Raw genomic sequence first — 22,721 nt, 5'->3', positions numbered from 1 at the left:
GGGTAGGGCAAACCTTACCCCACTGTTCTCACCTGCTCCTTTGCCGTGCCCGGTGGCCGGGGTGCGGGCGTTCTGGGGGTGTTTGGGGGTTCGCAGGGGTCGACCCGGGCGATCGGCCGAACGTAGCGTCCAGCATCGGTGAGCTGCCTTCTCCGATACATCCGCCGTCGGACCGTCACAAAGGAGTAGCCCGAGTGAGCAACGAGGAAATGCTTCTCGACTACCTCAAACGAGCGACCGCGGATTTGCGTGAAACACGTAAAAAACTTGCCGACGCACAAGGGAATCCGAACCGGGAACCGATCGCGATCATCGGAATGGCCTGCCGGTATCCGGGCGGGGTGACTTCGCCGGAGGAACTGTGGCGGCTGGTCGACGCCGGCGAGGACGCGGTGTCGGACTTCCCGGCCGACCGCGGCTGGGACGTCGAGGCGCTCTACGATCCCGAACCCGGCGTGCCGGGCCGGACCTATACCCGGACCGGCGCGTTCCTCCACGACGCCGCGCGCTTCGATCCGGGCTTCTTCGGGATCTCGCCGCGTGAGGCGCTGGCGATGGACCCGCAGCAGCGGCTGCTGCTGGAGACCTCGTGGGAGGCCCTGGAACGGGCGGGTATCGATCCGGTTTCGCTCCGGGGCAGCGAGACCGGGGTCTTCACCGGGATGATGTACCACGACTACGCCGAGAGCGACAGCTCCGGCTCGGTCGCGTCCGGCCGGGTGTCCTATGTGTTCGGTCTGGAGGGGCCGTGTGTCACGGTGGACACCGCGTGCTCGTCCTCGCTGGTGGCCCTGCACCTGGCGGTGGGATCCCTGCGCTCCGGCGAGTCCTCGCTGGCGCTCGCCGGTGGGGTGGCCGTGATGGCGACGCCGGGCACCTTCGTGGAGTTCAGCAGGCAGCGCGCGCTTTCCGCGGACGGCCGCTGCCGGTCCTTCGCCGCCGCCGCGGACGGGACCGGCTGGGGTGAAGGAGCCGGCGTGCTCCTGCTCGAGCGGCTGTCGGATGCCCGGCGTCACGGCCACCGGGTGCTGGCGCTGGTCGCGGGTACCGCGACGAACCAGGACGGCGCGTCGAGCGGGCTGACCGCGCCCAACGGTCCCGCGCAGCAGCGGGTGATCCGCAGGGCGCTGGCCGACGCCGGACTGTCCACTTCGGACATCGACGTGGTCGAGGCACACGGCACCGGCACGAAGCTCGGCGATCCGATCGAGGCACAGGCCCTGCTTTCCTGTTACGGACGGGACCGCGAGCGGCCGCTGTGGCTCGGTTCGGTCAAGTCGAATCTCGGGCACACCCAGGCCGCTGCGGGCGTCGCCGGTGTCATCAAGATGGTGCAGGCGATCCGGCACGGCGTCCTGCCGAAGACCCTTCACGTCGACGAACCGACGCCGGAGGTCGACTGGTCGGCGGGCTCGGTCGAACTGCTCACCGAGGCCCGCGACTGGCCAGGGACCGGACGGCCCCGCCGCGCCGGGGTCTCCTCGTTCGGCGTGAGCGGGACGAACGCCCATGTCATCGTCGAGCAGGCCCCCGACGAGCCGGACGCCGCCGGGGCAGGGACGTGGCCGGCGTCCCGGGGGCCACTGGCCTGGGTGTTGTCGGCCAGGAGCGGAACCGCCCTGCGTGCGCAGGCCGAGCGGTTGCGGGCGTACCTCGCCGAACGTCCGGGACTCGATCCGGTGGACGTCGGCTTCTCGCTGGCGACCCGCCGCGCCGTCATGGACCACCGGGCCGTCGTGCTCGGCGCGGATCCCGGCGAGCTGCTCGCGGGGCTGGACGGGCTCGCCGGCCGGGGAACCGCCACCGCGGGCCCGGCCGGGCCCGCGGTGACCCCGGCGCGGGTGGCTTTCGTGTTCCCCGGTCAGGGTTCCCAGTGGCCGGGGATGGCGGCCGGACTGCTCTCCTCGTCGGAGGTGTTCGCCGGGCGGATGGCGGACTGTGCCCGCGCCCTCGCCCCGTTCGTGGAATGGGACCTGCTCGAACTCGCCCGGCGGGGCCCGGGAGACGCGGCGCTGGACGCGGTGGACGTCGTGCAGCCGATGCTCTGGGCGGTGCTGGTCTCGCTCGCCGGGATGTGGCGGGCGGCCGGGGTCGAGCCCGCCGCCGTGATCGGGCATTCGCAGGGTGAGGTCGCCGCGGCCTGTGTCGCCGGGGCCCTGTCGCTCGAGGACGGGGCGCGGGTGGTCGCCCTGCGCAGCGGGCTCATCGCGGCCGAGCTCGCGGGGCACGGCGGGATGATGTCGGTTCCCCTGCCCGCGCGCGAGGTCCGGGACCGGCTCGCGCCGTGGCACGAGCGGCTGTGCCTCGCCGCGGTCAACGGCCCGGCCTCGGTGGTGGTCTGCGGTGAGGTGGGCGCGCTGGACGAACTCCACGCGGTGCTGACCGGGGAAGGCCTGCGGGCGAGGAAGATCCCCGTCGACTACGCGTCCCATTCGCCGTACGTGGAGCGCATCCGCGAGCAACTGGTGGCGGCGCTGGCGCCGGTACGCCCCCGGGCGGGCGAGATCCCGTTCTACTCGACCGTGACCGGCGGGCCGCTCGACACCACCGGGCTGGACGCCGCCTACTGGTACGCCAATCTCCGGCAGACGGTGCGCTTCGAGGAGGCCGTGACCGCGCTTCTCGGCGACGGTGCCGGGCTCTTCGTGGAGTGCAGCCCGCACCCGGTGCTGCGGGTCGGGCTCGAGGAGACGTTCGAGACCGCCGGGCCTGCCGCGGTCACCGTCGGCTCGCTCCGTCGTGACGAGGGCGGGGCCGCCCGGTTCACCGCGTCGCTCGCCGAAGCGTTCGTCCACGGCGCTCCGGTGGACTGGGCGAAGTTCCACGACGGTTCCGGTGCCCGTGCCGTCGACCTGCCCACCTACGCCTTCCAGCGGGAGCGGTACTGGCTGGACTCCGTGGCCGCGGGCGCCACCGATCCGGCCGCGTTCGGCCAGCTCACCGCCGGGCATCCGCTGCTCGGCGCCGCGGTCGCGCTGGCGGGTGACGGTGGCTGCCTGCTCACCGGCCGGTTCTCCACGCGTACGCAGCCGTGGCTGGCCGATCACGCGGCGCTGGGCCACGTTCTGGTGCCCGGTGCCGCGCTCGTGGAGATGGCGATCCGTGCGGGGGAGCAGTGCGGCCGCGGTGTGCTGGAGGAGCTGACCCTGCGGGAGCCACTGCTGCTGCCGGGGGACTCCGCGGTGCAGGTCCAGGTGCTGGTCGGTGGTCCGGACGCGCACGGCGCCCGGCCGGTAACCATCTCGTCGCGGGCCGACGATCCCGACGCGCCGTGGTCGTGCAACGCGACCGGGACCCTGTCCGCGCCGGGGCCGGAGCCCGCCTTCGCACTGACCGAATGGCCGCCGGAGGGCGCCCGGCCGGTGCCGGTGAAGGACTTCTACGCGCGGCTGCTCACCCGTGGCTACGCGTACGGGCCGGTGTTCCAGGGCCTCCGGGCCGTGTGGCGGCGGGACGACGAACTGTTCGCGGAGGTCGTCCTGCCCGAGGAGGCCGTCGCGGACGCCGGCCGGTTCGGCGTGCATCCGGCGCTGCTGGACGCCGCCCTGCACGCGAGCCTGCTCGACGAGGCGGAAGGGACCGTGCTGCCCTTCGCCTGGACCGACGTGACTCTGCACGCGAGGGGCGCGACAGCGCTGCGAGTCCGGCTGACCCGCACAGGGCGGGAACTGGCTCTCCGGATGACCGATCCCTCCGGCGCGCCGGTGCTGTCGGTGGCCGGGCTCGCCGGCAGGCCGGTGCTCGCCGAACAGTTCCGTGCCGCGGGCCGGTCGGGAAATCCCGCCTACACGGTCGCTTGGCGCCCGATCCCGGTCTCGGCGGAACCCGCGGAGACGCCGGTGTCCTGGGACGACCTGCCCGCCGAAGGGCCGGTACCCGAGGTGGTGCTGCTTCGCCCCGCCCGGCCGGACGGCGACGTGCCCGACGGGATGCGCGCGACCGTCCACCGGATGCTGCGGGTGGTGCGACAGTGGCTGGCGGAGGACCGGTTCGCGTCCTCCCGGCTGGTGGTGCTGACCCACCACGGCGTGGCCACCGGGGACGCCGAGCCCGCGGACCTCGCGCTCGCCCCGGTGTGGGGGCTGATCCGGGCCGCCGAGGCGGAGAACCCGGGCCGGTTCGTTCTGGTGGACACCGACGAGCCGGCCGGTCCGGCACCGGCGGGGGCACTGGCCGCCGTGCTGGCGTCGGGGGAGCCCGAAGCGGCGGTACGGCGCGGCGGGATCCTGGTGCCCCGCCTGACCACACTGCCGGACACCGCGAGCCAGGCCCGCCCGGCGCCCGGGGGCACGGTGCTGGTCACCGGCGGTACCGGCGGACTCGGCGCCCTCGCCGCCCGGCGGCTGGTGACCGAACACGGCGTGAAACACCTGCTGCTGACGAGCCGCCGCGGCCCGGAGGCCCCGGGGGCGGACACGCTGGAAGCCGAGCTGACCGAGCTGGGCGCGGCGGTCACCATCGCGGCGTGCGACGTCGGCGACCGGGCCGCGCTGGCGGAACTGCTCGCCGCGGTCCCGGCCGCCCATCCGCTGACCGGGGTGGTGCACGCGGCGGGTGTGCTGGAGGACGGCCTGGCCGGTTCGCTCACCGCGGACCAGATCGACCGCGTCCTGCTGCCCAAGGCCTGTGGGGCCTGGCACCTCCACGAGCTGACCGCGGGGGCGGACCTCGCGGTGTTCGCCCTCTTCTCGTCGGTGGCGGGCACGGTCGGCGCTCCGGGACAGGCACACTACGCGGCGGCCAACGCCTTCCTCGACGCGCTTGCCCGGCACCGGCGGGCCATCGGACTGCCCGGCGCGTCCTGGGCGTGGGGCCTGTGGGCGGGCCCCGGCATGGGGGCCGCGTTGTCCGACGGGGACATCGGACGCCTGCGCCGTCAGGGTTTCCCGGCGATGTCCGTCGACGAGGGGCTGGCCCTGTTCGACACGGCGATGTCCGTGGACGAACCCTTCGCGGCGCTCGCCCGGCTCGATCTGCCCGCGGTGCGCGCGAGCGGGGAGGTGCCGCCCCTGCTGAGCGAGCTCGTGCCCGTCCGGAAGCAGGCGAACACCGGCCACACCGCGCCCCCGTTGCGGTGGCGGGCCGCGGCGGAGGGTGAGCTGCTGGAGCTCGTGCGCGCCGAGGCCGCGGTCGTGCTCGGGCACGGTTCCGGCGCGGCGGTGGAGCCCGCGCGCGCGTTCCGGGAACTCGGGTTCGACTCGCTCATCGCCCTCGAACTGCGCAACCGGCTCCAGACGGCGACCAGCCTGAAACTGCCGGCGACCCTGGTCTTCGACCATCCCTCGGCCGAGGCCGTGGCCCGGTATCTGCGGGGACGGCTCGGCGGGACCACCGCCGGGACCGCGGCGGTCCCGGTGACCGAAGTGGACGACGAACCGATCGCGATCGTCGCGATGGCCTGCCGGTACCCGGGCGGGGTGGGGTCGCCCGCGCAGCTGTGGCGGTTGGTGCGTGACGAAGCCGAAGTGGTCTCGCCGTTTCCGGCCGACCGGGGCTGGGACGTCGGGTCGATCTATCATCCCGAGCCGGGCACCCCGGGAAAGAGCTCCACGAAGGCCGGCGGTTTCCTGCACGACGCGGCCGAGTTCGACGCCGGTTTCTTCGGTATGGGCCCGCGCGAGGCGGCGACGACCGACCCGCAGGAACGCCTGCTGCTGGAAACCTCGTGGGAGCTTTTCGAACGCGCGGGCGTCGATACCGGGAAACTGCGCGGCACTCCCACGGGCGTGTTCGTCGGCTCGATGTACCACGACTACGCCCTCAACAGCGCCAGCGGCTCGGTCGCTTCCGGGCGGCTGGCCTACAACTACGGTCTGGAGGGGCCGGCGGTGACGGTGGACACGGCGTGTTCGTCGTCGTTGGTGGCGTTGCATCTGGCCGCGCAGGCGTTGCGGTCGGGGGAGTGTTCGCTGGCGCTGGCCGGCGGGGTGACCGTGATGGCCACGCCCGAGATGTTCGTGGAGTTCTCCCGTCAGCGTGGGTTGTCGCCGGACGGCCGGTGCCGGTCGTTCGCCGCGGGCGCCGACGGGACGGGCTTTTCCGAGGGTGTCGGGCTGGTGCTGGTGGAGCGGTTGTCGGACGCCCGGCGGAACGGGCATCCGGTGCTGGCGCTGGTACGGGGTTCGGCGGTGAACCAGGATGGTGCGTCGAACGGGTTGACGGCGCCGAATGGCCCCTCCCAGGAACGGGTGATCCGGCAGGCGCTGGCGAACGCCGAACTGTCCACTTCGGACGTTGACGTGGTCGAGGGCCACGGAACGGGTACTGCGTTGGGTGATCCGATCGAGGCGCAGGCGCTTTTGGCCACGTACGGACAGGACCGTGCGCGTCCGTTGTTGCTGGGGTCGGTCAAGTCGAATCTGGGGCACACGCAGGCCGCGGCCGGGGTGGCCGGGGTCATCAAGATGGTCGAGGCGATGCGGCACGGGGTGGTGCCGAAGACGTTGCACGCGGAGGCGCCTTCGGAGCAGGTGGACTGGACCACCGGCGCGGTGGAACTGGTGACCGAGGCCCGGGAGTGGCCGGAGACCGGACGGGCCCGCGTGGCGGCGGTGTCGTCGTTCGGCATCAGCGGCACCAACGCCCACGTGATCCTCGAACACGTTCCGGCCGCGGACGCCGGGCCCCGCACGGGGCACACCGGCGAACCGGTGCCGTGGGTGCTGTCCGGTGCGACGCCGGAGGCGATGCGGGCGCAGGCGGCGCGTCTTCTGTCCTTTGTGGAGTCCGAGCCGGAGTTGCCGCCGGTGGATGTGGGTTTCTCGTTGGCGACGGGTCGTGCGGTGTTCGGGCATCGCGCGGTGGTCGTGGGCGCGGGGCGGGACGAGCTGGTGCGGCGGCTGGGTGCGGTGGCCGAGGGCGAGACGGGGCCCGGGGTGGTTGTCGGTTCTCCGGTCGATGGTGGTACGGCGTTTTTGTTCACGGGTCAGGGTGCGCAGCGGGTGGGGATGGGTCGTGAGCTGTGTGAGGCTTTCCCGGTTTTCGCCGAGGCTTTTGACGTGGTGGTAACCGAAGTCGACAAACATCTGGGTTTTTCGTTGCGGGAGGTGCTCTGGGGCGAGGATGCCGGGGTGGTGGATCGGACGGAGTTCGCGCAGCCGGGGTTGTTCGCGGTTGAGGTGGCGTTGTTCCGGTTGTTCGAGTCCTGGGGTGTGCGTCCGGATTTTGTGGCGGGTCATTCGGTGGGGGAGATCGCGGCGGCTCATGTGGCTGGTGTGTTGTCGTTGGCGGATGCGGCGAAGCTGGTGGTGGCGCGGGGTCGGTTGATGCAGGCGTTGCCCGAGGGCGGTGCGATGCTCGCGGTGCGTGCGGCCGAGGCGGAGGTGGTGCCCTGGTTGCCGGAGGGCGTGAGCGTGGCGGCGGTCAACGGGCCGGAATCGGTGGTGGTGTCCGGTCCGGAGGACCTGGTGCTCGCGGTGGCTGCGCGGGCCGGGGCCGAGGGACGGAAGTGCAGGCGGCTGGCGGTTTCCCACGCGTTCCATTCGGCCTTGATGGATCCGATGCTGGAGGATTTCCGTGCGGTGGTCGCGGAGCTTTCCTTTGCGGAGCCACGGATTCCGGTGGTCTCCACGGTGAGTGGTGTCGTGGCGGAGGATTTCGCTTCGCCGGAGTACTGGGTGGGGCAGGCCAGGGCCACCGTCCGGTTCGCCGACGCGCTCGGGTATCTCGAAGCGAAGGGAGTACGGAGTTTCGTCGAACTGGGGCCGGACGCGGCACTGTCCGCCATGGGCACCGCCCACGCGGACACCGCCGCCTTCGTTCCCCTGCTCCGCCGCGATCGTGGTGAACGGGACCAGATCCTGGCGGCGCTCGCAGCCTGTCACGTGCGCGGGACGGCCGTCGACTGGGCGGCGTACTTCGCCGGTTCGGGCGCGAGGCCTGCCGACCTGCCCACCTACGCGTTCCAGCGGCGGCGGTACTGGCTGGACTCCCGGCCCGGCGGGCCCGACCTGGCCCGAGCGGGCCTCGACCGCGGCGAGCACCCGGTGCTGGAGGCGATGATCGCGCTGCCGCACACCGACGGCGCCGTGTTCACCGGGCGGCTGTCGGCGTCCACGCATCCCTGGCTGAGCGACCACGATCTGGCGGGCTCGACGGTGTTTCCGGCCGCCGGGCTCGCCGAACTCGCGCTGCACGCCGGGGAAAGCCTTGGCTGCGGCAGAGTGCGTGAGCTGACCTGTGCCCGGCCGATGGTCGTGCCGCCCGACGGCTCCCTCGCGCTCCGGGTGGCGGTCGGCGCCCAGGACGAGGCCGGGGCCCGGCCCGTCCGCGTCCACGCGCGGGGCGAGGACCCGGACCTGCCCTGGATTCTCCACGCCACCGGGTTCCTCGAACCCGGCTCCTCGGCACCGCCCGGTGACCACGAGTCCTGGCCACCGCCGGGCGCCACACCGTCCGAAGTGGACGAATTCCACGCGGGGCTGCTGGCGGCCGGCCACGCCTACGGACCCGGCTTCCCGGCGGTTCGCGCGATCTGGCGACGCGAGGACGAGCTGTTCGCCGACGTCGTCCTCCCGGAAGAAACGGATCCCGGGCGCTTCCGGCTCCACCCCGCGCTGCTCGACGCGGCCGTCCAGCTGGCGCTCCCCCGGCACGAGGGAGGACTGTGGGAGGCCACCGCGTGGGCGGGGGTGACAGGACAGGGCACGGCCGGATCGGCCGTGCGGATCCGGATCGCCCCCGCCGGAACCGGCGGCGTACGGCTGAGCGTCACGGACGAGACCGGTTCGCCCGTGCTGTCCGCGGATTCACTGGAGCTGGGCCCGGTCGAGCCCGCCGCGCTCACCGCCGCCCGCGGGGGCGAGCTTTTCGCGCCGCGCTGGCACGCCCTCCCCGCCCCGCCCGCCACGGACCTCCCCGCGTTGCCCCACTGGGAGGACACGGGTGCCGAGATTCCGCCGATCGTGGTGCTGTGTCCCGAGAACCGCGAGGACACCGGCACCACGGACCTGCCCGCCGCCGCCCGGTCCGCCGCCGGCCGGGTCCGGACGGCGATGCGGTCCTGGCTCGCCGCCGAGCGGCCGGCGGCGGCCAAGCTGGTCGTCGTCACCCGCCACGCCGTCGAGGTGGCCGGAAACCCGGTGGATCTGATCGCGGCCGCCGTCGCCGGCCTGGTCCGGGCGACGCGAGACGAGCACCCGGGGCGCTTCGTCCTGGCCGACATCGACGGCTCGGCGGCGTCCTGGCAGGCGCTGCCTTCGCTCGTCGCGTCCGGGGAACCCGAGTTCGCGGTGCGGGCGGGGCGCGGATTCGCGCAGTCACTGGCCAAGGTCACCCGGGACGCGCCGCGGACCCTGCGCGGCGGCACGGTACTGGTCACCGGGGGAGCCGGGCCGCGGAGCGAGCTTCTGGCGCGGCATCTGGCCGCCCGCCCGGACGTCGGGCGGGTCGTCCGCCTCGGCCCGGACGCCGCGGACCCGGGTGTGCTGGAACAGGCCCTGACCGACCTGCCGACGGAGTATCCGTTGTCCGCCGTGATGTACGTGGCCGAGCCACCGGACGGCACGGCAGGGGAAGCGCCGGACGGGCCGCCGCTCGCCGGCATCGACGTCGCGTGGCGGCTGCACCGGCTCACCGAAGGGCTCGACCTCGACGCGTTCGTGCTGGTTTCCGCCCAGGACGGTCTCCCGCACACGCTGAGGCGGACGGAGCACGCGGCGTCGAGCGGCTTCCTGGAGGCGCTCGCCCGGCATCGGCGCGCACGGGGCCTGCCCGCGCTCGCGATCGCCACCGGCTCGTGGGACACCGGCGGGGAATCCGAGCCGACCGGCCTGCTCGCACTGTCCGAGGCGGAGGGCCTCGCGGTGTTCGACGACGCGCTGGGCGTGGACGAAACCGTTGTCCTGCCGATGAAACTCGACTACGTCACCTTGCGCGCGGACCCGGCAGGGCTCCCCGGGCCGCTACGCGGCGTGGTACGGATCTCGTCGCGCGCGGGTGCCGGTCCGGACGGCGGCCTGCGGCGGAAACTCGCCGCGCTCGAGGCCGCCGAACGGGAACACGCCGTCATGGAGCTCGTCCGCGCCGAGGTCGCCGCCGTGCTGGGCCATGATTCGGCCGACGCGATCGAGCCCGACCGGGCGTTCCAGGAACTCGGGTTCGACTCGTTCGCGGCGGTCGAGCTGCACCGGAGGATGAGCGGGCGCACGGGGCTTCCGCTGCCCGCGACGCTGGTGTTCGACCATCCGACCTCCCGCGCCGCGGCCCGGTATGTGCTCGCCGTGCTGGAACCCGGAGACACCGGCCCCGCCCGGTCGCCGCTCCAGGAGGTCGACCGGCTCGAAACGGTGCTGGCGGGCTGGGTGCCGTCGGACGGCGAGGACGCGAAGATCACCGCACGGCTGGAAGCGCTGCTGCGCGGATGGCGCGATCGGCACCAGGACGCGGTGGCCGTACCGGCGGGCGGTTACGAGCTGGCCACCGACGACGAGCTTTTCACCGTGCTGGACAGCGAACTCGGGGGCTAGGGGGCGGTAGGGGTAGGGCGAACCCCACCGGCGAAGCGCGGGTGCGCCCCCTGGTCCCGATTCGCCGATTCCCATATCTTTTCGAAAGAAACGAGGTCAGATGTTCGGCGCGAAGGCGACTCGAGGAGAGCACATGGACAGGCCCGGCAACGAAGGCGACGCTGTTCGTCTCGAAGGCGTGCGCAAGACCTACGGGGCCGGCGACTCCGAGGTGGTCGCGCTGGCCGGCGTCACCGTCGGCTTCGCCCAAGGGACTTTCACCGCGGTGATGGGACCTTCGGGTTCCGGCAAGAGCACCCTGCTGCACTGCGCCGCCGGGCTCGACCAGCCGGACGCGGGGTCGGTCACGATCGAGGGCGTCGAACTGACCGGGATGAGCGAGAACGAGCTGACCAAACTCCGGCGCGATCGCATCGGGTTCGTCTTCCAGGCGTTCAATCTCCTGCCCGCGCTGAACGCGACGCAGAACGTCGCCGTGCCGATGCGGCTCGCCGGGCGCAAGCCGGACGCGGCGCGGATCGAGTCCGTGCTCGGCAAGGTGGGGCTGGCCAACCGCCGTGACCACATGCCGGGGCAGATGTCCGGCGGGCAGCAGCAGCGCGTGGCGATCGCGCGGGCACTCGCGACCGGGCCCGCGGTGATCTTCGCCGACGAGCCGACCGGCGCGCTGGACACCAGCACCGCCCGGGAGGTACTCGGCCTGCTCCGCGACGCCGTCGACAAGGACGGGCAGACGATCGTCATGGTCACCCACGACCCGATGGCCGCCTCCTACGCCGACAAGGCGATCTTCCTGGCCGACGGGCGGCTCGCCGGTGAGCTGCGCTCGCCGACCCCGGATTCGGTCGCCGAGCGGATGACCCGGATCGGCGCCTGGCAGGAGCGGGTCGCCGCCCGCTGAGACGGGCGGCGACGGTTCAGGACACCGTCGCGAGGTGTTCGGCCAGCAGCCGGTTCACCGCCGCGTGGTGCGTGTTGAGGTAGAAGTGACCGCCCGGGAACACCCGCAGTTCGAAGGGGCCGGAGGTGTGTTCGCGCCAGGCAGCCGCCTCGGTTTCCGTCACCTTGGTGTCCGTGTCGCCCAGCAGCGCCGTGACGGGGCAGCTGACGTCCGGCCCCGGCCGGTAGCGGTAGGTCTCGGCCGCCCGGTAGTCGTTGCGTACCGCCGGGAGCATCATCTGGACGACTTCGTCGTCGTCGAGCAGATACGCGTCCGTGCCGCTGAGGCTTTTTATCTCCTCGATGAGGCCTTTGTCGTCGCGCAGGTGTACCCGTTCGTCGCGATGCGCCGACGGGGCCCGGCGTCCGGACACGAACAACCCGGCCAGCACCCGCTGCCGGGCCTCCAGTCTCCTGGCGACTTCGAACGCGAGCGACGCGCCCATGCTGTGCCCGAAGAACACCGTCGGCCGATCGAGCTGCCGGGCCACCAGCTCGGCCAGGCGGTCCGCCAGGACGGCGAGGTCGTCGATCAGCGGCTCGGCCCGCCGGTCCTGACGGCCCGGATACTGCACGGCCAGCACCTCGGCACGGGGAGAAAGTGCGGTGGAGACCGGGTGGAAATAGCTCGCCGAACCGCCCGCGTGCGGGAAGCACACCAGCCTGGTGGCCGCGCCGGGCGCCGGATGGAATCGCCTGAGCCAGAGTTTTTCGTCGGTCGAAACCGTCATTTCCCGTCCGATCTCGTCGATTCGCCGATGCTTCCGGCGAATCTGCCAGGACGGGAAGCCGGTGGTCTACCCCAGCGAGCCCCTGGAACACCTGAGCCGGGCGTCACCCGGACCGGATCGCGGCACTTCGCGGTTCACCCCGCGAAGTGCCGGTCCGGCTGTCTGAAAAGCGATCGTGCCGGTGGGGTTCGTCCCGTCACCGGATCCGTTTCGGGCGGCGGCGCAGCACCATCATCCGGAGCAGCATCAGCAGGCACGCGCCGAGCACGATCAGGCTCGCGCCGAACACCACCGTGCGGGCGGTGGACACCCCGGTGCTGGCGAGGTCGCCGCTCGCCCGGGTCGCCGCCGCGTCGGCGGGCGCGGCCGGGGGCGCCGCGACCGGGACGTCCGGCAGCGCGCTGGTGACGGGGGTGGCGCTCGGCTCGGGCGAGCCGGGGGCGGTGGTCACCGGAACCGCGACCAGCGCGGGTTCGCTCGTGCGGCTGCTCGGCGGTGTCAGCTCGGCACGCGGCTGTTTCGCCGGGGTTTTACCGCCCGCCCACACCAGGCCCGGGGTACTCTCCGCGCGGCCGGACGTCGTCGGCGCCGCTTTGGACGACGTACTCGGCGACGTCTTCGTCTTCGGCGCCGAACTGGGCGAACTGCTCTTCGGCGCCGTGCTCGACGGCGAACTCGAAGTGGGCGTGGTCGACTTGCTGCCCGGCGGTGGCGCGCTGGTCGCGGGCTTGCTCGACGAGGGCGCGGCGCTGGTGGTCGGCGCGGGCCTGGCGGGCGGCACCTCGGTGCGGCCCTCGCCCAGTGCGAGCGCTTTCAGCCGGTCCATCGGGCCGTTGAAGACGTTCTGGTCGCCGGGGAACTTCCCGGCGTCGGAGTACTGCCAGAGCGTGTAGTACTTCCACCCGCTGGGCAGGGGACCGGCGCTGTTCGCGTAGCGCGCGATGAACAGCGGATGGGTGTCGCCGAACAGCGGGCTGTTGCCGGTGCAGGTCTGCCACCAGTCGGTGGTCGTGTAGATCATCGGCCACCGGGTGGTCTTCTCGTGGATCCGGTCGGAGAAGGCCTTGATCCACGAGACCATCGCGGGCTGGGACAGCCCGTAACAGGTGGGGCCGTAGGGGTTGTACTCGATGTCCAGCATCGGCGGCATCGTCCGGCCGTCGGGCGACCAGCCGCCCCCGTGCGCGACGAAGTAGTCCGCCTGCGCCACCGCGCTCGTCGCGTTCGGGACGGCGAAGTGGTAGGCGCCGCGGATCATGCCGACGTCGTAGGAACCGTTGTACTGCTGCGCGAAGAACGGGTTGGTGTAGTTGGTGTTCTCGGTGGCCTTGACGTAGGCGAACCGGGCCCCGTTGCGCCATGCCGCGCCCCAGTCGACGTTGCCCTGGTGGGAGGAGACGTCCATCCCGGCGATCTCGTCGTCACCCGCCGCCGCGAGGTTCACCGCCGCCTCGGTGCCGCCGTCCGCGGGACCGCCGGGGCCGCCCGTCACCAGCACGCCCACCGCCGCGGCGGCGGCGCACAAGCTTCCGATCGCCAGCCTGACGCCCAGTTTCATCACGGCCTCCCTTTGCCCGCACCGCGTGCGACACGCCGCAGGCGTCCTCACGCTCGGTAGGAGTGTGCGTGACTAAAGTGGTAGTTGTAAATTTCTGTGTCATTTGGCACTCAGTGTGACTCCTGGGATTCGTGGGAGTGAGCGACGTCCGCCCTGGACACGGCGTTGCCGCTGGACGACGGCGCGGCCCGGGGTCCCACAGAGATCACTCACCCGGGTGAGCCCGGTGAGCCGGGGGAATCGATGGAGCCGGACGATCGGGTGCTGCCGTTCGCCGAGGCGGCGGACCTGCGGGACGTGACACCGGCGGGCGAAGGGCTGGAGTTCTCCGTGTACCGGGCCGAGTCGCCGGCGTACGGCACGGTCGCCCTGCGGGTCCCGAAGGAGACCGTCTACCGGAACGTGAACGACCCGCACGTCTCCGCCGGCGCCCTGCTCGACCAGGAATGGGCGATCCTGACCCACCTGGCGGACCACGACGTGCCGGTCCCGGTCGCGTACCGGCTGCTGCGGATCGGTGGCCGGACCGCGCTGCTGACCGGTTACGTCGAGGACGACGGCACCGAGCCCGATCCCGCCGGGCTCGGCCGTGCCGTGGCCAGGCTGCACGCCGTGCCCCCGCCGCCGATCACCCCCGTGGCGCAGGAGGGCCTGCCGACGTCGCTCCTGCTCGGCCGTCGCGTCACGCGCCGCTGGGGAGAGGCGCGGAAACTGGTGGCGGGCCTGCCGGAACTGCCGGGGGAGGACCGGCTCGCCGGGATCGCGCGGGGACTCGACCGGTTCGCACCCAGCCTGCTGCATCTCGACGTGCGCGCCGACAATCTCCGGGCGCGGGCCGGACGGCTGCTCGCGTTCGTGGACTGGTCGAACGCGCTCGTCGGCCCCGCCGCGCTCGACCTGTATCGCGTGCTGGAGAACGAGAAACCCGGCGACGCGTTCCTGGCCGGTTACGCGTCGGTCCGCCCGCTGCCGGAGCTGTCCGAGGCCGAGGAACTGCTGCTCCGGCTGGACGCCGCGGTGATGCTGGCGCTGGTGTTCCTGTCCGAGGCGCCGGATCCCGGACGGGCGCGGGACTCGGTCCGGCGCCTCACGGACCTGGCCACGCTGCTGAACTCCCGGGTTCCGACGCTCTGAAGGCCACCTTGAGGGACCTAAACGTCCTCAAGGTGGCCTTCAGAGACTGCTGGGGCGTTTGACCGCCGGGGAACGGGAACTCAGGTGAGGCGGGTGGTGCGGCTCGCGACGGCGCCCGCCGCCACCGCCCACACCACGAGCACGCCCAGCGGTCCCCAGGCGAACGTCCCGTCCACCAGCGCCGCCCGCAGGCCCTCCGCCAGCGCGCCCGAGGGCAGCAGCGAGACGACCGTGCCGATCCCGGCGGGCATCGTCGAGGGCGCCAGCAGGATCCCGCCCGCCAGCAGCAGCACGAACCACACGACGTTCGCCAGCGCCAGCACGGCCTCGGCCCGCAGCGCGCCGCCGAGCAGCACGCCCAGCGCGCCGAAGGCGAGGGTGCCCACCACCAGCAGGACGACCGCCGACGCCAGGCCCGCCGCCGAGGGCGACCAGCCGAGCAGCAGCGCCACCGCGCCGATGATCACCGACTGCAGCGCGACCACGACCAGCGCCGCGGCCACCCGTCCGGCGACCAGCAGCCAGCGGGGCAGCGCGGTCGCGGAAAGCCGTTTCAGGACGCCGTAGCGGCGGTCGAAGCCGAGCGCGATCGCCTGGCCGGTGAACGCCGAGGACATCACCGCCACCGCCAGCACACGCGGCGTCATCCAGTCCACTTTGGACGTCGAGCCGAGTTGCGCGGCGGGGAGGATGTTCAGCAGCGACAACCCGATCAGCAGCGCGAGCGGGATCAGCAGGGTCAGCAGGATCTGCTCGCCATGCCGCAGGGTCAGGCTCGCCTCGACGCGCGCGTGGGTGCGCAGCATGCGGCCCAGCGAGCCGCGGCCCGGCGCGGGCGTGAACGTACCGGCGGGAAAGGTGGTCATACGATGTCGAATCCCTTGTGGCGCATGATGTCTTGGGTTCGCTCGCCGGGGTGACTCACGCGCGCAGCTCCCGTCCGGTCAGCTCCAGGAAGACTTCCTCCAGCGTCCGCCGTCCCACCTGCAGTTCCTCCGGCAGCACGCCCTGCTGCGCGCACCACGACGTCACCGCGGACACCACCTGCGGATCCACGGCGCCCTCCACGAGGTAGGCGCCCGGCGAGGACTCGCGGACGACGTACCCCTCGGGCAGCGCGGTGCTCAGCAGGGCGGTGTCGAGCCGGGTCCGCGCCTTGAACCGCAACTGCGCGGCGTCACCGCTTTCCACGGTCAGCGCCTGCGGCGAACCCGCGAGGACGACCTTGCCGTGGTCGACGATCACGACGGAGTCGGCGAGGGTTTCGGCCTCCTCCATCAGATGGGTGGTGAGCAGCACGCTCACCCCGTCGGCGCGCAGCGCGGTCACCAGATCCCAGACCAGGCGCCGCGCCTGGGGGTCCATCCCGGCGGTCGGCTCGTCGAGGAACACCAGCTCCGGGCGCCCGATCAGCGCGCACGCCAGCGAAAGCCGTTGCTGCTGCCCACCGGAGAGCCGTTTGAACGGCGTCCGCCGCGCCGAGGCGAGGCCGAGCACGTCCAGCAGCCAGGCCGGGTCGAGCGGGTTCGCCGCGCACGAGGCGACCAGCCGCAGCATCTCGCCCGCGCGGACGCCGGGATACGCGCCGCCGCCCTGGGGCATGACGCCGACGCGGGGACGCAGCGCGGCGCCGTCGCGGGCCGGGTCGAGACCGAGGACGCGCACGGAACCGGCGTCCGGGTTCAGGAAACCCTCGCAGATCTCGACGGTGGTGGTCTTGCCTGCCCCGTTGGGGCCCAGCAGGGCGAGCACGGACCCGCGTTCCATCCGCAGGTCGAGACCGTCGACGGCGGTGGTGGGACCGTAACGCTTCACCAGGCCGGTGATCTCGACGGCGGGGGCACTCACATCTGTCAAGATACGGCGTCGGCCTTCGCCCGGAGTGCGGGGGACGGCCTCGACAGCAGGAGCGGCGCCTGCCTGCGCACGATCACCAGCCCGGTCAGTACGACGACGATGGCCGCGCCGTAGGCCCACGGCAGCACGTACGAGCGGCCGTCGAAGGTGCTGCCGGTCGGGGGCAGCAGGAACGGCAGGCCCGCGCTGACGACCGTGGCGAGGATCCGGAACCGCGAGGTCCCCGCCGCCGCGGCGAGCGGGATCACCGCCCACAGCACGTACCACGGCTGGAGGTTGATCTGCAGGATCGTCGCCGCGCCCAGCGCGACGCCGAGGCCGATGATCGGCCGGTAGCGCCAGTTGAAGCTGTCCCACAGGAACTTGAACGTGATCACGCCCGCGACGAGGTAGCCGAGCGTGCCGAAGATCGGCACCAGCGCGTTGGTGTGGTTGCCCAGCCCGAGCGCGATGCCGAGCACGCCGTCGAGCTGCGCGAGCTCGGCGGTGGGGGAGATCCAGCTGCGGACGAGGCCCGGGGTGTTGAAGGTGGTGCCGATCCAGCCGAAGCCGAGCCCGCTGCCCACGCACACCGCGACCAGCAGCACGCCGAACAACGCCGCCATCGGCAGCGCGGCCAGCACCAGGTCCTTGATCCGGCCGTGCCAGCGCCGCGCGACCATCACGGTCAGGAACGGCAGTGCCACCACGGGCAGCGCCTTCACCGCGACCCCGAGTGTGATGATCGCGACGCCGAGACCGATGTAGAGCAGTTCCCCCTTGGCCAGCGGCGGGGGCGTGTCGCCCTTGCCCCGCCTCGGCAGCCGCCGGATGCCGACCTCCACCCCGGCGACCATGAGCCCGATCGCCAGCGAGTCGTTGTGGGCCCCGGCGATGAAGTGGAAGATCAGCAGCGGGTTCGCCGCGCCCAGCCACAGCGCGGTCGCGGGCTGCACGCGGAAGCGCCGCGCCAGCCGGGGCAGCGCCCAGATGATCAGCACCACGCCGACCAGCGCCAGCCCGCGTTGCAGCAGCACGCCGACCACGATGTTGTTGCCCGCCAGCGGTGCCAGCCAGCCGCCCAGCCGCAGGTCCAGCGGCCCGTACGGCGCCGGGGTCTCGCGCCAGAGGTTGGACACCCCGGCGGTGAGCGGGTCGGCGACGCCGAGGGCCTGTGCGGGGCCGAGGGTGTAGGGGTCCATCCCGCGGTGCACGATCTCGCTCTGCGCGAGATAGCTGTAGACGTCGCGGGAGAACAGCGGCGGGATGAGCAGCAGCGGCGCCACCCACATCGCGATCGTGCGGGCGAGCTGGGCCTGGCTGGCCAGGCGGGCGCGGTCCGGGCGGGCGAAGCGGCCGAGCATCAGCCAGCTGATCACCAGGATGCCCATCCCGGCGAAGGCGATCGCCAGCGAGACCGTCGGGATCCGGGTGAACAGCCGCAGGACCGGGATCTCCTGCACCGGGTTCAGCACCGGGGCGGCGCCCGCGCCGAGCGAGCCGAGCGCGAGGAACAGCGCGCCCACGGTGCCGAACCGCCGGACGACGTCCAGCGCGCGCCGTTCGCGGGGGTCGAGCGGCTCCGGTTCGAGCGGCCCGGCGGGCGAGGGCGCGTCCGGGACCATCGCCACCGGGGCGCCGACGGTGCCGTTCGCGCGGGCCTTGTCTTCCCCAGGGTCCCGCTGCGCGGGGTGCTCGCCGACTGCCACGCCACGAAGCGTATCGAGTCGGCTTGAGGGTGACTCGGGTCACTGCCGGACACCCCGCCTTTGAAGTCCGGGCGGAAATAAGACACACTTGTGTTGTGAAAAAGACGGGAGCGGGTGAGCAGGTGGGTGACGACATGTACTCCGCCGGGGTTCCCCCTGTTCCCGTGCAGGTCAGCGCCGAGGGGCGGACCCGGCACGAGGTCGCCCGGCTGCTGCTCGAACAGGGCCCGATGACCGCGGTGACGGTCGCCGAGCAGCTCGGGATCAGCCCGACGGCGATCCGTCGTCACCTCGACGCGCTGCTCGCCGACGGTGAGGCCGAGACGAGGGACGCGCCGCGCCGCGGGCCTCGAGGGCGGGGCCGTCCGGCGAAGCTGTTCCTGCTCACCGAGTCCGGTCGCGCCCGCTTCGGGCACGCCTACGACGACCTCGCCGTGTCGGCCATCCGGTTCCTCGCCGAGCACGCGGGCGAGGACGCGGTACGCGCCTTCGCCGAGCGTCGCGTCGCCTCGCTCGTCGAGCCGCACCGCAAGGCGATCACCGGCGAGGACGACCCCGTGGCACGGGCCGAGGCCCTCGCGACCGCCCTGACCAGGGAGGGCTACGCTGCGTCGACCCGTCAGGTCGGGGTCGGCGAACAGCTCTGCCAGCACCACTGCCCGGTCGCCCACGTCGCCGCGGAGTTCCCGCAGCTGTGCGAGGCCGAGACCGAGGCGTTCGCCAAGCTGCTCGGCACGCACGTGCAGCGGCTGGCGACCATCGCACGCGGGGACAACGCGTGCACCACACACGTACCCGCCACTACGGCGGGTAGCCCGGCTCCGCAAGAGCCGGGGAGCACAGAGCGTCCCGAGGCGGCCCCGCCGTCCCCGGGACGTACAGCACGGATCCCGAATGGAGGGAAACCCGCATGACTGCCGCTGCCGAGCAGCGCACTCCCACCACGGAGTCCCCGAGCCAGCCGCTGAGCCAGGAAGAGACCATCGAGTCCCTTGGCAAGTACGCGTTCGGCTGGGCGGACTCCGACGAGGCGGGCGCCAGCGCCCGTCGCGGGCTGAACGAGGACGTCGTCACCGACATCTCTTCGAAGAAGTCCGAGCCGGAGTGGATGCGCGAAGCGCGACTGAAGGCGCTCAAGCTCTTCGAGAAGAAGCCCATGCCGAACTGGGGCGCGGACCTCTCCGGGATCGACTTCGACAACATCAAGTACTTCGTGCGGTCCACGGAGAAGCAGGCCACCTCCTGGGAGGAACTGCCCGAGGACATCAAGAACACCTACGACAAGCTCGGCATCCCCGAGGCGGAGAAGCAGCGCCTCGTCGCCGGTGTCGCCGCGCAGTACGAGTCCGAGGTCGTCTACCACCAGATCCGCGAGGACCTGGAGGAGCAGGGCGTGCTGTTCCTGGACACCGACACCGCGCTCAAGGAGCACCCGGAGATCTTCCGTGAGTACTTCGGCTCCGTGATCCCGGCCGGGGACAACAAGTTCTCCGCGCTGAACACCGCGGTGTGGTCCGGCGGCTCGTTCATCTACGTGCCGAAGGGCGTGCACGTGGAGATCCCGCTGCAGGCCTACTTCCGGATCAACACCGAGAACATGGGCCAGTTCGAGCGGACCCTGATCATCGTCGACGAAGACGCCTACGTGCACTACGTCGAGGGCTGCACGGCGCCGATCTACCAGTCCGACTCGCTGCACTCGGCGGTCGTGGAGATCATCGTCAAGAAGGGCGCCCGCTGCCGCTACACGACCATCCAGAACTGGTCGAACAACGTCTACAACCTGGTCACCAAGCGCGCCAAGTGCGAAGAGGGCGCGACCATGGAATGGATCGACGGCAACATCGGTTCCAAGGTGACGATGAAGTACCCGTCGGTGTTCCTCATGGGCGAGCACGCCAAGGGCGAGGTCCTGTCGGTCGCGTTCGCGGGCGAGGGCCAGCACCAGGACGCGGGCGCGAAGATGGAGCACCTCGCGCCGTACACCTCCTCGACCATCGTGTCGAAGTCGGTGGCGCGCGGCGGCGGCCGGACCTCCTACCGCGGCCTGGTCAAGGTCGCGAAGCGGGCCCACCACTCGCGGTCCAGCGTCGTCTGCGACGCGCTGCTGGTCGACACGATCTCGCGGTCGGACACGTATCCGTACGTGGACATCCGCAACGACGAGGTGTCGATGGGCCACGAGGCCACGGTGTCCAAGGTCAGCGAAGAGCAGCTGTTCTACCTGATGTCCCGCGGCCTCGACGAGGCCGAGGCCATGGCGATGATCGTGCGCGGGTTCGTCGAGCCCATCGCGCGCGAGCTGCCGATGGAGTACGCGCTCGAACTGAACCGCCTGATCGAGCTCCAGATGGAAGGGTCCGTCGGCTAGTCATGTCGGTTACCGAGAACAACGTTTCCGAAGCGGTCCGCGAGGGGGTCGTCGTCCCGGCGACCTCCCGCGCGGAGCGGTTCACCTCCTACGACGTCCAGGCCTTCGAGGTCCCGGGCGGCCGTGAGGAGAACTGGCGCTTCACGCCGATGAAGCGGCTGCGCGGCCTGCACGACGGCAGCGCGGCCGCCACCGGCGAGATCACCCTGGACGCCGAGGCGGCGCCCGAGCTGAAGATCGAGACTGTCGGCCGCGAGGACTCCCGTCTCGGCGAGGCGGGCGTGCCCAGCGACCGGATCGCCGCGCAGGCGTACTCCGCCTTCGCCAAGGCCACGATCGTCACCGCGCCGAAGGAGACCAAGGCGTCGAAGCCGTCGGTGCTGCGGATCCACGGCCCCGGCGAGGGCGAGGTCGCCTACGGGCACCTCCAGGTCCGCGCCGAGGCGTTCGCCGAGGCCGTGATCGTGCTCGACCACGTCGGCTCCGGCAGCTACGCCGACAACGTCGAGTTCGTCGTCGGCGACGGCGCGAAGGTCACCGTGGTCAGCGTCCAGGACTGGGCCGACGACGCGGTGCACGTGTCCGAGCAGCACCTGAAGCTCGGCCGCGACGCCACGCTCAAGCACATCGTCATCACCCTCGGCGGCGACCTGGTCCGGGTCTCGCCGACCGCGACCTTCGCGGACAAGGGCGGCGACGTCGAGATGCTCGGCCTGTACTTCGCGGACAAGGGCCAGCACCAGGAACACCGGCTGTTCGTGGACCACGCGGTCGCCAACTGCAGGTCCCGCGTGATGTACAAGGGCGCGCTGCAGGGCGACGACGCGCACACCGTGTGGATCGGCGACGTGCTCATCCGGGCGGCCGCCGAGGCCACCGACACCTACGAGCTCAACCGCAACCTGGTGCTGACGCCGGGTGCCCGCGCGGACTCGGTGCCGAACCTGGAGATCGAGACCGGCGAGATCGAGGGCGCCGGACACGCCAGCGCGACGGGAAGGTTCGACGACGAGCAGTTGTTCTACCTGCAGTCGCGCGGGATCGGGGAAGAGGCGGCGCGGCGGCTGGTCGTGCGCGGGTTCTTCCACGAGATCCTGGTCAAGATCGACGTGCCCGAGGTGCGCGAGCGCCTCGAAGCCGCGATCGAGGCCGAACTCGAAGCCGTCGGCGCCTGACGCCCTCCGTCCACAACAGACTTTAGGAAAGAAATGGCAACGCTGGAAATCAAGGATCTGCACGCGTCGGTGACCACCGACGAGGGTGCCAAGGAGATCCTCAAGGGCGTCAACCTGACCATCCGCTCGGGCGAGACCCACGCGATCATGGGGCCCAACGGCTCGGGCAAGTCCACGCTGTCCTACGCCATCGCCGGGCACCCCAAGTACGAGGTCACCTCCGGTGAGGTGCTGCTGGACGGCGAGAACGTCCTGGAGATGAGCGTCGACGAGCGCGCCCGCGCGGGCCTGTTCCTCGCGATGCAGTACCCGGTCGAGGTGCCGGGCGTGTCCATGTCCAACTTCCTGCGCACCGCGGCCACCGCGGTCCGTGGCGAGGCCCCCAAGCTGCGCCACTGGGTCAAGGAGGTCAAGGAGGAGATGGGCAAGCTCGAGATCTCGCAGGAGTTCGCCGAGCGCTCGGTCAACGAGGGCTTCTCCGGCGGTGAGAAGAAGCGCCACGAGATCCTGCAGCTGGCGCTGCTCAAGCCGAAGTTCGCCATCCTCGACGAGACCGACTCCGGCCTCGACGTCGACGCGCTGCGCGTCGTTTCGCAGGGTGTCAACGACTACAAGGCTTCGAGCGAGGTCGGCGTCATGCTGATCACGCACTACACCCGCATCCTCAAGCACATCACCCCGGACTTCGTGCACGTGTTCGCCGGCGGCAAGATCGTCGAGTCGGGCGGCCGGGAACTCGCCGACGAGCTGGAGGAGAACGGCTACGTCAAGTACGTCGGCAAGGCCGAAGCCGCCGTCTGAC

General features: G+C 71.9%; 11 protein-coding genes and 1 pseudogene. 7 read left to right on the top strand and 5 right to left on the bottom strand.

Annotation, left to right across the window (positions count from 1 at the left end; genetic code table 11):
- The first annotated feature begins 194 nt into the window (after nucleotides 1-194).
- A complete protein-coding gene (locus ABD987_RS03680) occupies nucleotides 195-10,466 on the top strand; it encodes an SDR family NAD(P)-dependent oxidoreductase (RefSeq protein WP_345386895.1) in 10,272 nt (3,423 codons plus the stop codon).
- A 133-nt stretch (nucleotides 10,467-10,599) separates the two neighbouring features.
- A complete protein-coding gene (locus ABD987_RS03675) occupies nucleotides 10,600-11,367 on the top strand; it encodes an ABC transporter ATP-binding protein (protein ID WP_345386893.1) in 768 nt (255 codons plus the stop codon).
- Nucleotides 11,368-11,383: 16 nt separating this feature from the next.
- Here the strand turns inward: ABD987_RS03675 and ABD987_RS03670 are convergent, their stop codons facing one another.
- Together ABD987_RS03670 and ABD987_RS03665 are read right to left on the bottom strand one after the other, a co-directional pair.
- The gene (locus ABD987_RS03670) at nucleotides 11,384-12,136 is read right to left on the bottom strand and encodes a thioesterase II family protein (protein WP_345386891.1); all 753 of its coding nucleotides are present in this window, start codon (nucleotides 12,134-12,136) and stop codon (nucleotides 11,384-11,386) included.
- A gap of 796 nt (nucleotides 12,137-12,932) precedes the next feature.
- A pseudogene (locus tag ABD987_RS03665) lies at nucleotides 12,933-13,694 on the bottom strand (lysozyme); the annotation flags it as partial.
- Between the two features lie 243 nt (nucleotides 13,695-13,937).
- Here ABD987_RS03665 and ABD987_RS03660 point away from each other — a divergent pair.
- Complete coding sequence (locus tag ABD987_RS03660) at nucleotides 13,938-14,828, top strand: phosphotransferase (protein ID WP_345386889.1); 891 nt, start codon at nucleotides 13,938-13,940, stop codon at nucleotides 14,826-14,828.
- 80 nt (nucleotides 14,829-14,908) lie between these two features.
- Here the strand turns inward: ABD987_RS03660 and ABD987_RS03655 are convergent, their stop codons facing one another.
- From ABD987_RS03655 to mptB, 3 genes are read right to left on the bottom strand one after another with little or no spacing between them, the layout of a single operon-like run.
- A complete protein-coding gene (locus ABD987_RS03655) occupies nucleotides 14,909-15,694 on the bottom strand; it encodes an ABC transporter permease (protein ID WP_345386887.1) in 786 nt (261 codons plus the stop codon).
- A gap of 55 nt (nucleotides 15,695-15,749) precedes the next feature.
- Entirely contained in the window at nucleotides 15,750-16,676 is a 927-nt protein-coding gene (locus tag ABD987_RS03650) for an ABC transporter ATP-binding protein (RefSeq protein ID WP_345386885.1), read from the bottom strand.
- 5 nt (nucleotides 16,677-16,681) lie between these two features.
- A complete protein-coding gene (gene mptB, locus ABD987_RS03645; protein WP_345388217.1) occupies nucleotides 16,682-18,289 on the bottom strand; it encodes a polyprenol phosphomannose-dependent alpha 1,6 mannosyltransferase MptB in 1,608 nt (535 codons plus the stop codon).
- A gap of 218 nt (nucleotides 18,290-18,507) precedes the next feature.
- On the opposite strand from mptB, the gene ABD987_RS03640 reads away from it, so the two are divergent.
- From ABD987_RS03640 to sufC, 4 genes are read left to right on the top strand one after another with little or no spacing between them, the layout of a single operon-like run.
- Nucleotides 18,508-19,287, top strand: a complete 780-nt coding sequence (locus ABD987_RS03640) for a helix-turn-helix transcriptional regulator (RefSeq protein ID WP_345388215.1) — start codon at nucleotides 18,508-18,510, stop codon at nucleotides 19,285-19,287.
- Nucleotides 19,284-20,744, top strand: coding sequence for a Fe-S cluster assembly protein SufB (gene sufB / locus ABD987_RS03635; protein WP_345386883.1), 1,461 nt, complete (start codon nucleotides 19,284-19,286; stop codon nucleotides 20,742-20,744). The genes ABD987_RS03640 and sufB overlap by 4 nt, the downstream gene beginning before the upstream one ends.
- 2 nt (nucleotides 20,745-20,746) lie before the next feature.
- The gene (sufD, locus tag ABD987_RS03630; protein WP_345386881.1) at nucleotides 20,747-21,919 is read left to right on the top strand and encodes a Fe-S cluster assembly protein SufD; all 1,173 of its coding nucleotides are present in this window, start codon (nucleotides 20,747-20,749) and stop codon (nucleotides 21,917-21,919) included.
- Between the two features lie 33 nt (nucleotides 21,920-21,952).
- Nucleotides 21,953-22,720 (top strand): Fe-S cluster assembly ATPase SufC, encoded by a 768-nt coding sequence (sufC, locus tag ABD987_RS03625; RefSeq protein WP_345386879.1) that lies wholly within the window; start codon nucleotides 21,953-21,955, stop codon nucleotides 22,718-22,720.
- Nucleotide 22,721 lies beyond the last annotated feature (1 nt).

This window comes from Amycolatopsis samaneae (assembly GCF_039541975.1).
Classification (GTDB): domain Bacteria; phylum Actinomycetota; class Actinomycetes; order Mycobacteriales; family Pseudonocardiaceae; genus Amycolatopsis; species Amycolatopsis samaneae.
Note: the sequence above shows the minus strand (reverse complement) of the source record. Positions and strands in the feature narration are given on the sequence as shown.